Below are 14,339 nucleotides of genomic sequence, written 5' to 3'. Positions count from 1 at the left end.
AGTTCTCGCTCAGAGCCTGTGGCCCGTCGCCTTGTCGAAGAGGTGAACCTGTTTCGCGTCGAGCGAGATACCGACCGTGTCGCCGAACCTGACATCGATGCGCTCGCGGAAAAGGCAGGAGAGCTGCTCGCCGCCGCAATCGAGCTTTGCAAAGATTTCCGAGCCAGTGCCTTCGACGATCGCCGCGCGGCCCTGGATACACTGGTCGCTGGCGCGGATGTGCTCCGGCCGAATGCCGTAGACGAGCGGGCGGCCACCCGCCTTGGCCGGCGAGACTTCGGCCGGAAGCGGCAGGATCAGCCCCTTTTCGGTGCGGAAAACGCCTTCCTCGATCTTGCCGTCCAGAAAGTTCATGGCCGGCGAACCGATGAAGCCGGCGACGAAGAGGTTGGCCGGCCGGTCGTAGAGTTCCAGCGGCGCGCCGACCTGCTCGATATTGCCGTCATGCAATACGACGATCTTGTCGGCCATGGTCATGGCTTCGATCTGGTCGTGCGTCACGTAGATCGTCGTCGTGCCGATGCGCTGGTGCATGGCCTTGATCTCGCTGCGCATCACCACGCGCAGTTTTGCGTCGAGGTTCGAGAGGGGCTCGTCGAAGAGAAACACCTGAGGATTGCGGACGATCGCCCGGCCCATGGCGACGCGTTGGCGCTGGCCGCCGGAAAGCTGGCGGGGGTAGCGTTGAAGCAGGTTTTCGAGGCCGAGGATCGCCGCCGCCTTCTTTACCCGCTCTGCGGTATCGGCTGGATTCGCCCGCTTGAGCTTCAGCGCGAAGCCCATGTTGTCCTCCACCGTCATATGCGGATAGAGCGCGTAGTTCTGGAACACCATGGCAATGTCGCGGTCGCGGGCCGGCAGGTTACTGACCTCGCGGGCGCCGATGCGGATCTCGCCGCCGCTGACTTCTTCGAGACCGGCGACCATGCGCAGCAGCGTGGACTTGCCGCAGCCCGAGGGACCGACGAGAACCACGAACTCCCCGTCGGCGATATCGACGCTGAGGTCCTGGATGACGTTGACCGCGCCGAAGCGCTTCTGGATGTTGTGAAGGGTGACGGTTGCCATGAAATTCGATCCTGTTTGTGAGCCTGCTCAGCCGCCCTTGACCGCGCCGGCCGTCAGGCCTGCGACGATCTGCTTCTGGGCGAACAGGGTGAGTACCAGCACGGGGAGGGTGACGATCAGTGCGGCCGCGGCGAGCGGTCCCCAACTGACCTGTTCGAAGGAGAGCATGTTGTAGACGGCGACGGGCAGCGTTCGCGTGGTGCGGCTTGCGAGCACGATGCCGAAGACGAAGTTGTTCCAGGAGAAGATGAGCGCCAGGATGAAGGCGACGACGATGCCGGGCTTGGCGATCGGCAGAGCCACGAGGCGGAACACCTGCCAGGGCGTCGCGCCGTCGATGCTGGCAGCCTCCTCGAGTTCCATCGGTGTCGTCTCGAAATAGCCGATCATGATCCACACGACGATCGGCACAGTGACGACCAGGTGGATGATGATCTGCGGCCAGAGCGTGCCGAGCAGGTTCAGCCACTGGAACAGCAGGAAAAGCGGAATGAGGAAGGAAAGACCGGGCGTCATGCGAGCGATCATGATGACCATCGCTGCCTTGTCCGCCTTCAACCGTGCGATGCCGTATCCCGCCGGCACGCCGATGATGAGCGCCAGCAGTGTCGCGGCCCCCGTCACCAGCACGGAATTCCAGAAATACAGGAAGAAATTGTTCTCGCGGAACACCTGCACATAATTCGACCAGGCGAAGTTTTCCGGGATGAGGATCGGTGGATAGGCACCGTTGTCGATCTCGTATTTGAGCGACAGCGAGATCATCCAGAGGAAGAACAGCACGACCGGCGACACCATGACGAGGGCCGCGAACAGGAGGCCGATGCGATCGAGCGTCTTGCGTCTGATGAGGGGGCGTTTGGTGAGGGCGTGTTCCATCAGCGCGTCTCCATGTCCGACCAGTTCGTCCGCGCGCGGACCATCATCAGCAGGAAAGAGAGCGCGACGATGATCACGAAAAAGACGACCGCCATCGCCGAGCCGTAGCCAATGTCGTAATAGGCGAAGGCGGTGTTGTAGAGGTAGATGTTGATCGTCTCGGATGCCGTGCCCGGCCCCCCTTGCGTCATCGCGTAGATGATGTCGAAGCTCTTGATCGCGTCGATCGAGCGGATGATGACGCCGATCATCAGGAAGGGCGCGATCATCGGAAGTGTCAGATAGCGGAATTTCTGCCAGGCGTTGGCGCCGTCGATCTCTGCGCTCTCATAGGGTTCGCGGGGAAGTGCGGCGAGGCCGCCGAGCACGATCAGCATGATCAGCGGCGTCCATTGCCAGGTCTCGACGAGGACCAGCGAGGGAATGACGCTGTAGCGGTTATAGATCCATTCCTGCGGGCCGATGCCGACCAGCGACAGCAGATAGTTGAGGACGCCAAGCTGGGGATGGTACATCATGGTCCAGACGAGTGCGATGGCGACCGGGGTCGCCATCATCGGCATGACGAAGACGCCGCGCAGAAAACCTCTTCCCGGAAATTGAGCATCGAAGATAAGTGCTGCCAGCGTGCCGAGAAACAGCGGTGCCACGACCGCCAGCACCGTGAAGATCAGCGTGTGCCAGAGCGATTCCCAGAAGCGGAAATCGGTCGCCAGCCGGATGTAATTGTCCAGCCCGGCGAAGGTCTGCTCCTGTCCCAGCGTCCAGCTGTTCACGCTCATCCACAGGGTGAAAACCCACGGGAAGACGATGACCGCGCCGATGACGATGAGGGCGGGAACGACGAAAGGCCAGTAGTTGGGAGCAAGCCTGCTCGGCTTGCTCCTCTTGTTACCGGTTTCCGTCCGTGCTGTTTCGATGCTCACGGAGGCCATTATCCCTCGCTCTTGGCAAGGACCGGTTCGAACTGCGCCGTTGCCGTCTTGAGTTCGGTTGCCGGGTCGGCGCCGCCGATCATGTTGGTCAGGCCGACACCGTAGATGTCGCGGAATTCCGTGACCGGGATGATGACCGGCAGTGCAAGCTGCGAGACCTTGCCGGAAGCGGCGACCGCATCCACCCATGCGCTGGGCATGGTGACGCCCTTGCGGACTTCCGCATCGGCTAGGATCGACTGGCGGAAGGGAACGCCGGCGCCGGCCTGCAGCAGGCGTGCGCCCATCTCCTTCGAGATGACCCACTGGCAGAACAGATAGGCGGCTTCCTTCTTCTGGCTGCCGGCGGTGACGCCGATGCCATCGCCGAAGGTGGCGGCCGCCTGCGCCTTCGGTCCCTTCGGCATGACGCCGTAACCGACCTTGCCGACGACACGGGACTTCTGCGGGTCTTCGAGCGGCGGAGCAAATCCGACGCCATCCAGCCACATGCCGACCTTGCCCTGCAGGAAGGCAGACTGGGCTTCCGCCCAGTTGAAGCCGGAGATGCCGGCCGGGGCCGACTTGGTCATCAGGCGCTGGTAAAGCTTGGCGGCTTCGACGGCCTCGTCGGAGGTCGTGCGCAGCTTGCCGTCAGGCCCAAGCGCCGTCGCGCCGTAGCCGAGCATCAGCGCCGTCCACACCGGAACGTTGGCGTTCTTCAGGCCGCGGGCGACGAAGCCGTAGGTATTGGTGGTCTTGTCGGTCAGCGCTTCCGCTGCCGCTGCCATTTCATCGAAGGTCTTGGGATAGGCGAGGCCCTTCTTCTCGAAGAGTTCCTTGTTCCAGTAGACGATCCAGTAGTCGACCGAGAAGGGCAGGGAGCGCAGCTTGCCGTCCTTGTCCTTGGCAAAGGTGAGGCCGGCTTCGGCGAAATCGCTTTCGCTCAGCGACGGGTCGGTGAGCGTCGGATCCTTCAGGAAGCCGCTGATATCGGCAAGCCAGCCGCCCTTTTCGAACTGGCGCTTCTGGACGTGGTAGCTCAGGTGGATGACGTCGAAGCTCGGCTTGCCGGACGAGAGCTCGATCGTCGCCTTCTGGCGCTGCTGCTGTTCCGGGGTCGCTTCGGCATTGACCTTGATGCCGGTCAGCGCCTCGAACTCGGCCAGGTACTTGATGATCGTATCGCCGCGCGGGCTTTTGACGAGGTTCACTTCCAGCGTGGTGCCGGCGAAGCGCTTCCAGTCGACGGCGGCCGAGGCCGGGCGCGAACCGACCAAACCGGCTGCGCCGAGCGCGGCCGAGCCGGCCAGGAAGCTGCGGCGGGTGGGCTTCCAGAACGAAGATGACATGCTATTTCCTCCTCCTAATGCGCCGGATACCCTTGTCTCCGGCTGCTTTTTCTAAAGTCTGATCGCGCGATCCCTCGCGTGATTGATATGGGCGACGAGTGCTGCGACCGCTTCCTCCACGGAGCGTCGCTCGATCGCCTCGAGCACTTTCAGATGCTCGTTCATGACGGGGCCGACCCGGCCGTCGATGCGGAACCGCTCTTGCCTGATCAGCCGCATCTTGATGGAATTCACCCGGTAGACGTTCGAAATGATGGTGTTGCCGAGCGCGTCGATAAAGGCGTCGTGCATGCCCCAGTCGACCGCCTGCGCATGGAGTTCCAGCTCGCGGCTGTCGTTGCCGCCCTGGATCGCCTGAACGATCTCGCGATGCTCTTTCAAAAGCCTGGCGATCGCCTGGTCCGGGGCCGATTGGGTGAACAGTGCAACGGCTTCCTTTTCCAGGAAGAGGCGAAGCTGGAAAGCTTCACGGATGAGGTTGAGGTCGATATGGGCGATCTGCAGGCCGCGCTGCGGTACTGTCTTGATCAGTCCCTCGGCCTCCAGCCGCGGCACTAGTTCGCGGATCGCACCAAGCGTCAGGCCCGTCAATTCCACGAGCCGACGTTGGGAGACGAACTGGCCCGGGCGAACGTCACGCGCCAGAAGGTGGCGCGTGAAGCTCTCGTAAGCCTTCTCCCTCAGCGTTGGCTGCTCCTCGACCGGACTTTCCGTGGGGCGCGCCTGATCCATGGTCTTCAGGCCGCCTTCGAACGGAACAGGGTGTCGAAGGCCGATGCCAACAGGCGCTGACCCTCGTCGGTGATCGAAAGAAGCGGCGGCCGCACCGTCAGCCACGACGGATCGTTGGAAAGATGGGCGATCATCACCTTCACGGCCGGAATGACGGGATATTTCAGCAATTCCACAACGAGATCGACGACCCGCTGATCGTCCTCGCCATCCACGGCCATGCGCCGAACTTCGCGCGGGGCGAAATTTGCGACACCGGAGATCGCACCCTGTCCGCCGAGACGCACGCCCTGGGCCAGATGGCGCTCGTCGCCGATCAGGATGATGAGGTCGCCATGTTCCTTGAGCAGCTTTTCGGTAAAAGCCCACTCGCCCCCGGAATCCTTCACCCCTGTGACAATGCCGGGAAATGCCTGGCGAAGCCGGCCAATCAGCGCGTGGCTCAGCGGCACCATCGTGACCGACGGGATATGGTAGACGATGATGTCGCGGGCCTTGTCGCCCAAAAGGGCGAATACGGTGGAGAACCAGCCGAACAGGCCTTCGTCGCTGACGTTCTTGAAATAGGAGGGCGGGGCCAGAAGAATGTTGCGCGCACCCGCCGACAGGGCGTGTGCGGCCTGTTCTGCGGCGTCCCCGGCCGCATCGACGAGAACACCCGCAACGATCTGGCGCGGCGCGATGCCGCCCGAAATCATGGCGGCGAGGACCTTTTCCCGTTCGCTATTGCCGATCGAGGCGCCTTCACCGGTCGTGCCGAAAACCGTGACGCTGTCGCAGCCGGCATCGAGGCTGCGGCGAGCTTGGGTGACCATCGCGTCGAGCACGATCTTGCCGTCTTTGTCAAAAGGGGTCGCGAGTGCGACGGAGAGCCCGAAACGCATATTGGTTTATTTATCCTCCCAGTGTTCTTCCAACATTTGCATACTGACATGTTAGAAATCAAGTAAGTAATTTGATAGGAGTTTGGGGATGAGCCTTGGCTACTGTTCGTTAGTGGGTTTCGAGGGACGTTCGGTCATCGCCACATCCCTCGAGGTCGCGTCAGCTCAGGTCGAGGACGAACCGTTGTCCGCCCATGTTCACTTCGATCCTGCCAGGCTCGGCGACCGGAATCAGTCCGCACAACGTGCCCGTCGTCATCACCTGTCCGGCCTTGAGCATGGAAAAGGAGGAGAGCTGTTTCTGGTTCGCCAGCACGACCATGGTCTTCAGCGGGTCGCCGTCTGAATGCACTGCGGGCTTGTCGAATCCTGACTGTCCGTCGATGAAAACCGACAGCTGACCGATCGATGCGCCTTCGTCGAGCAGGCTCCGGTCCAGCGGCGGGCCGAGGACATAACCGACATTGCTCATCATGTCGGCGGCGGCGAGGGCCGGATCGCCCCGGGAGCCGCCCTGGTAACGGCTGCGGAGAAGCTCCACGCCGATCCGCACCGAGCCGATCGCGTCGACGATATCCTGGCGGGTCACTTCGCCGTCGCGGGCCACGACATCCTTGTCGAGCACGAAGGCCAGTTCGACTTCCAGCGAGATGCCCGGCTGATGGGCATGGCTGGTTTCTTCGTCGACGGACAGAAGCGGTGCGCTCTGGCAGAAATCCCCCTTCAGGGTCAGCTTGGCGCCCTTGAACGGCTGGCCGAGCGCGCGAAACACGTCCGTCTGCACCGCATACGCATCCGCCAGCGGCAGCCCGAGAAAGGGCTCCGGATCAAGCACGGTCCTCGACAGGATGGCATTGCGAATGGCACTCGCGAGGCGGGCGGGGAGGGTGTCGGCAGGCATGTCCGGCATAGGTTCAGTTTCCTTGGTTTGAGGTGGAAGCCCAGGGGCATCCGCAATTAGTACCAATAGCCGAGCTTTCAAGCATCCCAATAAAATCAATGGATTTTGCATGCTTCAAAATATGCCGACGGCAGTCGCGCATCCGTTCCTCCATCGCTAATCCCGGGCGCAACATGCCGCAGCCGACGGCTGATGTAAATATATATTTGACGACTGATACCTACACTGATTATATCAGTCCTATAACGAGGAACCTGTTCATGTCGAATGCAGCGCTGAAGGGCATTGTTGCCGCCTCCGTCACGCCGGTGATGGCCGAATTCCGTATCGATACCCTCCGGCTGAAGGCGCATATCGATCATCTCCTGGCAGATGGCTGCAGTTTCATCTCCACGTTCGGCACGACGGGCGAGGGCGCATCCTTTTCGACCATCCAGAAGCTCGAAGCTCTCGAAACCCTGAAGGCCGGAGGGCTGGATATGGCCCGTCAGATGCCGGCGATCATGACAGCGAGTTTCGACGACGCGGTGATCTCGCTGATCGCCTATGGAAAACTCGGCTGTCGCGCCGCGCTCGTCCTGCCGCCCTTCTATTACGGAGCGAGCGAAGACGGTATCGCGGCTTTCTTCGATGCGCTGATCGAGCGGACCAGGACGCATACGGAAATCGATCTCGTCCTCTACAACATCCCGCAGCTCAGCCGCGTCCGTTTCACGCAGCCGCTGGTCGCGGCCCTGATGCGCAAGCATGGCAGCCGCATCGCCGGGATCAAGGATTCGACCGGGAATCTCGAAAACGGCCTGATGCTGGTGAAGTCGTTCCCGGGGCTCGCCGTCTTTACGGGCGACGACCGGGTTCTGCCGACGCTCGTCAAGGCTGGAGGCGCCGGCATGATCGGCGGCATGCCGAACGTTTTCGCCAGCGACCTGAAGTCGCTTTACGACAATCCCGACGATGCGGGCCTTCTGGAGAAGCAGTCGCGGCGTATCGAGGCAGTGGATGCCTACGGATCGCTCGTTGCCCTCAAGGCGGCTCTTGCCCATTATCGCAACGACGAAAGTCTGGCATATGCGGTGCCGCCCCTGGTTGCTCTCAATCAGCGCGATCGTGCTATGCTCATTGAATTGTTTGAGCGGACGGGTTATCGCGCCGCTGCTTGACCCGCCCGGTACTGCCGGCGATAGGAGACAGATGAGCGCACGTACTGCACCGCCCGGCACCGAACAGCCAGAACTCCGCTCGGTCAAACAGATCGCCTATGAGCGGTTTCGCGAGGCGCTGTTCGATGGCCGGCTGCGGCCGGGCCAGTTCGTGTCCCAGCGGGAGCTCGTCGCTCTCCTTGGCCTATCGATCGGCGCTCTGCGCGAACTGCTGCCGCGTCTGCAATATGAAGGCCTGCTGGTGGTCATGCCGCAGCGAGGCATCCAGATTACCCAGATCGATCTCTCGATCATTCGCCAGGCTTTCCAGGTGCGCATGGCGCTGGAGCGCGAGGCCGTGCTGACGGCCGTCAGGCGGATGCCCGACGCAATCCTCGACGAGCAGGCCAGGCTTCACCAGTCGATCCTCGACGAGGTCCGCAATGCTCCCTCGCCGGATGTCTTCGAGCGCGGCCAGAAGGTCGACGACGGGTTTCACAACCTTCTCGTCGACTCGACCCAGAACGACCTGCTGATCCAGGCCTATGCGGTCAACGCGATCCGCATGCGGCTCATCAAGCTCGACAGGATCAGCCTTTCCGAGCAGGTCCTGCCGCCGGCCTTCGCCGATCATCTGGCAATCATCGACGCCATCAAATCCCGCGATCCGCATGCGGCAGGCGACGCCATCGACCGCCACATCATGCATGCCCGCGAGCGGGCGATCGAGCTCTGACGGGCGGCGGCCCGGTATTTAAATCCTATAGGTCGTTTCCAGGGGCTCCACGCCCCCGGCAGCGCTCTTGATGTATAACTGATCATATCAGTTGGCATAGAAGTTGTCGAACAACATGTTTACAGGTCCGGTTTTTTGTTGCATGGTGAAGCTGTCAGGCATCTGACGCTTTGGGAGAAGCAATTCAGGGGAGGACCGAGCTTTGGCGCGTCTGGAGCTATCCAACGTTTCGAAAAGCTACGGGGCGTTCGACGCCATCACGGACGTATCGCTTGCCATCGAGGACGGAGAATTCGCGGTTTTCGTCGGCCCGTCCGGTTGCGGCAAGTCCACGTTGCTGCGCCTGATCGCGGGGCTCGATCCGATCAGCGACGGCGCGATCAGAATTGGCCCGGACGACGTGACCCGCCGTCCGGCCGGCACACGGAGTGTGGCGATGGTCTTTCAGTCCTACGCGCTCTATCCGCATATGAGCGTCTACGACAACATCGCCTTTCCGCTGCAGATGGAGCGCCGTTCGAAGGGCGACATCCGCCAGCAGGTCGAGAAGGCCGCCGGCACGGTGCAGCTTTCCACCCGGCTGAAGGACAAGCCGTCGAAGCTTTCGGGCGGCCAGCGGCAGCGTGTCGCGATCGCCCGGGCGATCGTCCGCAAGCCGAAAATCTTTCTGATGGACGAGCCGCTTTCCAATCTCGACGCCGCGTTGCGCATCGAGATGCGCACCGAACTCACCCAGCTCCATAAGGAGCTCGGTGCCACCATGGTTTATGTCACCCACGACCAGCTGGAGGCCATGACCATGGCCGACCGGATCGTGGTGCTGAACGGCGGCCGTGTCGAGCAGGTCGGGAAACCGATGGACCTCTATCACAAGCCGGTCAATCGTTTCGTCGCGGGCTTCATCGGCAGCCCGCCGATGAACATGTTGCGCGGCAAGGTGAAGGCGATCGAAAGCGAATATTATTCCTTCGAGGCTGCCGGCATCGGCACGATCGTCATCGACGGACTGGCGAAGCGCCTCAAGGTCGGCGAGGAGGTCGTCCTTGGCATTCGCCCGGAATTCCTGGCGCCGCAACCGGCCGGCAGCGAGCCGCTGGTGAAGATCGGCGTCGTGCCGCGATCGGTCGAGAGGCTCGGTGCCCAGACGATCGTTCACAGCGCTATCGAGGGGCAGAATTTCACCTGCGTGTTTGCCGGCGACCAGGCCGTCGAGCCGGGCAGGGACCTCAACGTTTATTGCGACGCGGCCAACATCCACGTCTTTGATGCCGCCGGGACCACAATCGGACGGAACTGAATCATCGTCGATAAATCGGGAGGAGTTTGCGATGAAGAACGATGTCATGCATGCCATGAGGCCTACACGCCGTGCATTTCTGTCAGGTGCTGCCGCCGGGCTCGCGGGCCTGCCGATCCTGATGTCGGCATCCGGCCGCGCGCTTGCGGCGGACCAGCAACTGGTTTTCTGGTCTCAGCTCGCGGGCAGCAAGAAGGCCGCCGGTGAAGCGCTCGAAGCCGCCTTCAAGACCGCACGTCCGGAAGTCACGCTGCAGTCCAGCCTCTATGCCGAGCCGTCGCAGCTCAATGAAAAGATGCTGACGGCGATCAACGGCAATACAGGCCCGGACCTGATCGTCCAGCATTGGGACTACAATCTCACCTATGCTTCGGGCAAGAAGCTCGTCGAACTCGGCAAGGCGCTTCCGAATGTGAAGACGGCCGATCTCGACCAGTCCCTGCTCGCCTACGGCCGTGCCGACGGCGGTCAGTATTCCATGCCGCTCTACGGCACCTCGCGCGGCCTTGGCATCAACCGCAAGCTCATCAGCGAAGCGGGCCTCAATCCGGACAAGGGCCCGCAGAACTGGGCCGAACTTCGCGAATGGGCAAAGGCCGTCACCAAGCGCCCGGGCGGCGGCATGCTGCAGGTCTCCGGCATCCAGCTTTACCAGAACGACCTCGAGGCCTTCGAACTCTTCACGCTGCTGCTGCAGGGGGCGGGCGGTTCGCTGCTGACGGCGGATCTGTCGGCGCCGGGCTTTGCCGGTCCGGAAGGCGTCAAGGCATTGACCTTCCTGCAAGACCTCGTTGTCACCGACAAGATCACCGATGCGGGCTTCGGCGTCGGCCCTGGCGGCATGGCGAACCCGTTCAACCAGCAACGCGCTGCGATGCTGGTCGCGGGCAACTACTCGACCAACAACGCGCTGAAGGCAGGCGTCGAGTTCGACGTCGTGCCCTTCCCGAAGGAGAGCGGCGGTTTCACGTCGCTTGTCGATCCCTTCTGCTTTGCCGTCCGGGCAGGCGCCCCAAATCAGGAAGCGGCGCTCAAGCTCGTCGAGTTTGCGATGTCGCCGGAACAGCAGGTCGCCTTCGCGGTCGCCAGCAAGAATGTGCCGGCCCTGAAGTCCGCCCAGCAGAACAAGGACGTGCAGGCCGACCCCTATCTTTCCAAGTTCATCAAGACCGCGAGCTACGCTCCGCCGACGGCCCCGGCGACGCCCGTATTCTCCCGCATGATGACGCTCGTCGCCCGCGGCGTTCAGGAAGTCATCTTCCAGAAGAACACGCCCGACAAGGCGCTGAAGACTGCCGCCGACGAAGTGCAGACATTGCTCAAAAAGAGCTGAGGAGCAGGTGATGGCGCTTCAGAACTCGACATCCAGACCGATCAAAACGGTCAGTTTTCATCAGACCTGGAGCGCCTACGCATTCCTCGCACCGGCGCTCGTCATCCTGTTCCTGTCGCTGCTGCTACCGGCGGTGGCGACGCTGTTGATGAGCTTCACGGACGTCTCCTTCCTCAAGCCGACGAATTTCATCGGCTTCGACAATTACATCAAGCTTTTCAACGATACGCGCTTCCAGCAGGCGGTCGGCAACACGATCCATTATACGGTCGGCGTAACCTTTCCGACCATGGTGCTCGGCCTGCTGGCCGCGGTCGCGCTCAATCAGAACGTGCCGGGGCGCATCGCCTTCCGGACGATCTTCTACCTGCCCGTCCTCACCTCGCTGATCGCGGCGGCCGTCGTCTGGGCCTATGTCTACGAGCCCTATGCCGGGCCGCTGAACGGTGTCCTGACCCGGGTCGGCCTGCCGCCGCAGCCTTGGCTTCAGAACCCCAGCCTTGCAATGAATTCGCTGATCATCATGGCGATCTGGCGCGATTTCGGCACCGCGATGATCATCTATCTCGCCGGTCTGCAGGACATTCCCAACGACATCTACGAAGCGGCGCGCCTCGATGGGGCCAAGGGCAAGGATATCTTCCTGCGCATCACCGTACCGATGCTGAGTTCCGTCACCTTCTACCTGCTGATCATCCTGATCGTGCAGACCTTCCAGGTGTTCGGCGCGATCTACGTGATGACGCAGGGCGGGCCGCTCGGCTCCACGGAAACCGTCGTCTACCAGATGTACCAGACGGCCTTCGGCTATACCGAGTTCGGTTATAGCGCGGCCATGTCGACCATACTCTTCCTGACCATCCTGGTGTTCTCGATCATCGGGACCCGGATCATGCGGAGGAAAGACGCATGACCGACCTTGCACAGCCCGCCGCGATGGAACGGCAGATCACGGCCCGCCGCCGTGGCCGGGAATTCCCGCGCTTCGACGTGATGAACGTCATCGGTTACCTGCTGCTGCTGTTTGCAGCGCTCGCCACCGTGATGCCTTTCCTCTGGATGGTCTCGACCTCCTTCAAGGGCGACCAGGAAATCTTCCGGTTTCCACCGAGTTTCGTTCCGGACGGGCTGCGATGGCAGAATTATCTTGATGCAATGGCTTCGCCGGATGCCGGCCGGCAGCTGGTGAACAGCCTGATCTACGCGCTGGGCTCGACCGTTTCGAACCTCGTATTCTGCTCGCTGGCTGGTTACGCGCTGGCCCGCATGCAGTTTTCCGGCCGCAACCTGATCTTCGCGCTGGTCGTCGGACTGCTGATGGTGCCGGCCCAGAGCCAGATCGTTCCCGTCTTCCTGATCGTCCAGAAGATCCCCTTTGCCGGCGGCAACGACTGGCTCGGCAATGGCGGCACCGGCCTTCTCAATACCTATTGGGGCATGATCCTGCCGACTGCGGCGACACCTTTCGGCATCTTCATGATGCGGCAGTTCTTCACCCGCATCCCGATGGAGTACGAGGAATCCGCCAAGCTCGACGGTGCGTCGCCGTTCACGATCTTCCGGCGTATCCTGCTGCCGCTGGCCCGGCCGTCGCTTGCCGTGCTCGGCGTCTTGAGCTTTCAGAGCGCCTGGAACGACTTCGTCTGGCCGCTCATCCTCAACTCGCACCGGGAGATGGCCACCCTGCAGATCGGCCTGCAACTGCTGCAGAGCGGGCCGGATGCGCGCTGGAACGTCGTCATGGCGATGGCGACACTCATCACCCTGCCGGTCATCATCGTCTACCTTCTGGCGCAGCGGCACGTGATCGACGGCGCGGTGACCAGCGGGGTCAAGGGCTGACCGATCAATCAAGAGATGAATGAGCCGCCTTGGCGGCAAGGAGGATGCCTGTGGTCAAGTCAGATGCGATCAAGAATGTGGAAGTCTACCGCAAGCCGGGCGAGTTTGCCGCATGGCCCGCCAATTACGGCCTGTGGCTCTGGGGCGACGAGGCGGTGACGATTTTCGTCCAGGGTTTCCGTGGCGAGGCGGAGAACCTGCATGCGCGCGACAAGACCCGGCCGTTCATTCCGGTGCAGGCCCGCAGCCTCGACGGTGGCGAAACTTGGACGATCGAGCGGTTCAACGCTTTCGTACCCGGCGGCCAGACGCTTTCGGGCGACGAGCATGTCCTGCCCGAACTCGAAGCGCAGCCAAGGATCGACATCGACCGGGACCTTCGCCAGCTCGACCAGCCGATCGATTTCACCGATCCGGAAACGATCGTCATGTGTGCCCGCACAGGCCTGCTGGGTGGCGCGATCAGCTGGTTCTATGTCAGCAACGACCGGGCGCGGACCTGGCGTGGTCCCTACCGGCTCGACGATTTCGGCCTGCCGGGCATTTCGGCACGCACCGACATCGTGCCGCTCGGCAAGCATGACGCGCTCTTCCTGTTGAGCGCCGCCAAGCCGAACGGCAAGGAAGGCCAGGTCTTCTGCGTCCGCACCCGCGACGGCGGCAAGAGTTTCAGCTTCGAAAGCTTCGTCGGAGAGGAACCGGAGGGTTTTGCGATCATGCCGGCGTCGATCCGGCTGAAGGACGGCAAGGTGCTGACGCTGGTGCGCTGCTCGACGGCAAGCCGCGGCCCGGACCGCAAGGCGTGGATCGAGGCCTATACCTCCGGCGACGAGGGCAAGACCTGGGAATTGATCGGCCGGCCGGTGCCGAATACGGGGTACGCCGGCAACCCGCCGACGCTGAACCGGTTGAAGGATGACCGGCTGGTGCTCGTGTTCGGTTATCGCGACGCGCCCTATGGCCTGCGTGCCCGGGTCAGTTCGGACGAGGGCAAGACATGGAGCGACGACATCGTCATCCGCGACGACGGCGGCATGTCCGATCTCGGTTATCCGCGTACGGTCGTCAGGCCCGATGGAAAGCTGCTGAGCGTCTATTATTACAATTACGGCAGCGATCAGGAGCGCTTCGTCGGCGCATCGATTTTCGGCATAGCTGACTGATCAGCCTTGATTGGCTAAGCCTCCGCGGCCGACAGGAAATCGCACATGGGATGCGGGGCGGTGCGTGGAACCCCTCCCCCTTGTGGGGAGGGGTTGGGG

Annotated in this window: 14 protein-coding genes; 7 read left to right on the top strand and 7 right to left on the bottom strand. The window is 62.2% G+C overall.

Going from position 1 to position 14,339, the window contains the following annotated elements:
- Window positions 1-9: 9 nt before the first annotated feature.
- From C5J24_RS28615 to C5J24_RS28585, 7 genes are all read right to left on the bottom strand, one after another.
- Window positions 10-1,068, bottom strand: coding sequence for an ABC transporter ATP-binding protein (locus tag C5J24_RS28615; RefSeq protein ID WP_105422842.1), 1,059 nt, complete (start codon window positions 1,066-1,068; stop codon window positions 10-12).
- Window positions 1,069-1,095: 27 nt separating this feature from the next.
- Entirely contained in the window at window positions 1,096-1,917 is an 822-nt protein-coding gene (locus tag C5J24_RS28610; RefSeq protein ID WP_046634738.1) for a carbohydrate ABC transporter permease, read from the bottom strand.
- A 29-nt stretch (window positions 1,918-1,946) separates the two neighbouring features.
- The gene (locus C5J24_RS28605; protein ID WP_105422838.1) at window positions 1,947-2,882 is read right to left on the bottom strand and encodes a carbohydrate ABC transporter permease; all 936 of its coding nucleotides are present in this window, start codon (window positions 2,880-2,882) and stop codon (window positions 1,947-1,949) included.
- Entirely contained in the window at window positions 2,882-4,213 is a 1,332-nt protein-coding gene (locus tag C5J24_RS28600; protein WP_046666286.1) for an ABC transporter substrate-binding protein, read from the bottom strand. Before C5J24_RS28600 ends, C5J24_RS28605 begins: the two co-directional genes overlap by 1 nt.
- Window positions 4,214-4,264: 51 nt before the next feature.
- On the bottom strand, window positions 4,265-4,945 hold the full coding sequence (locus C5J24_RS28595; protein WP_105404450.1) for a GntR family transcriptional regulator: 681 nt from the start codon (window positions 4,943-4,945) through the stop codon (window positions 4,265-4,267).
- A 5-nt stretch (window positions 4,946-4,950) separates the two neighbouring features.
- Complete coding sequence (locus C5J24_RS28590; protein WP_105422836.1) at window positions 4,951-5,829, bottom strand: dihydrodipicolinate synthase family protein; 879 nt, start codon at window positions 5,827-5,829, stop codon at window positions 4,951-4,953.
- Window positions 5,830-5,989: 160 nt separating this feature from the next.
- Window positions 5,990-6,739 (bottom strand): hypothetical protein, encoded by a 750-nt coding sequence (locus C5J24_RS28585; RefSeq protein ID WP_105422834.1) that lies wholly within the window; start codon window positions 6,737-6,739, stop codon window positions 5,990-5,992.
- Window positions 6,740-6,990: 251 nt separating this feature from the next.
- Here C5J24_RS28585 and C5J24_RS28580 point away from each other — a divergent pair, with 251 nt between their 5' ends.
- From C5J24_RS28580 to C5J24_RS28550, 7 genes are all read left to right on the top strand, one after another.
- Window positions 6,991-7,890, top strand: coding sequence for a dihydrodipicolinate synthase family protein (locus tag C5J24_RS28580; protein ID WP_172724175.1), 900 nt, complete (start codon window positions 6,991-6,993; stop codon window positions 7,888-7,890).
- Window positions 7,891-7,921: 31 nt separating this feature from the next.
- On the top strand, window positions 7,922-8,605 hold the full coding sequence (locus C5J24_RS28575) for a GntR family transcriptional regulator (RefSeq protein WP_105422830.1): 684 nt from the start codon (window positions 7,922-7,924) through the stop codon (window positions 8,603-8,605).
- A gap of 202 nt (window positions 8,606-8,807) precedes the next feature.
- Window positions 8,808-9,902 (top strand): ABC transporter ATP-binding protein, encoded by a 1,095-nt coding sequence (locus tag C5J24_RS28570; RefSeq protein WP_105422828.1) that lies wholly within the window; start codon window positions 8,808-8,810, stop codon window positions 9,900-9,902.
- Between the two features lie 31 nt (window positions 9,903-9,933).
- A complete protein-coding gene (locus C5J24_RS28565; RefSeq protein WP_172724174.1) occupies window positions 9,934-11,235 on the top strand; it encodes an extracellular solute-binding protein in 1,302 nt (433 codons plus the stop codon).
- A 10-nt stretch (window positions 11,236-11,245) separates the two neighbouring features.
- Window positions 11,246-12,148, top strand: a complete 903-nt coding sequence (locus C5J24_RS28560) for a carbohydrate ABC transporter permease (protein WP_105422824.1) — start codon at window positions 11,246-11,248, stop codon at window positions 12,146-12,148.
- Window positions 12,145-13,077: a carbohydrate ABC transporter permease gene (locus tag C5J24_RS28555; RefSeq protein WP_052754678.1), complete on the top strand. Its 933-nt coding sequence runs from the start codon at window positions 12,145-12,147 to the stop codon at window positions 13,075-13,077. The genes C5J24_RS28560 and C5J24_RS28555 overlap by 4 nt, the downstream gene beginning before the upstream one ends.
- Before the next feature lie 50 nt (window positions 13,078-13,127).
- Entirely contained in the window at window positions 13,128-14,240 is a 1,113-nt protein-coding gene (locus C5J24_RS28550; RefSeq protein ID WP_105422822.1) for a sialidase family protein, read from the top strand.
- Window positions 14,241-14,339 lie beyond the last annotated feature (99 nt).

This window comes from Neorhizobium sp. T25_27 (assembly GCF_002968565.1).
Lineage (GTDB): Bacteria > Pseudomonadota > Alphaproteobacteria > Rhizobiales > Rhizobiaceae > Neorhizobium > Neorhizobium tomejilense.
This window is presented reverse-complemented; position numbering and strand designations above follow the sequence as displayed.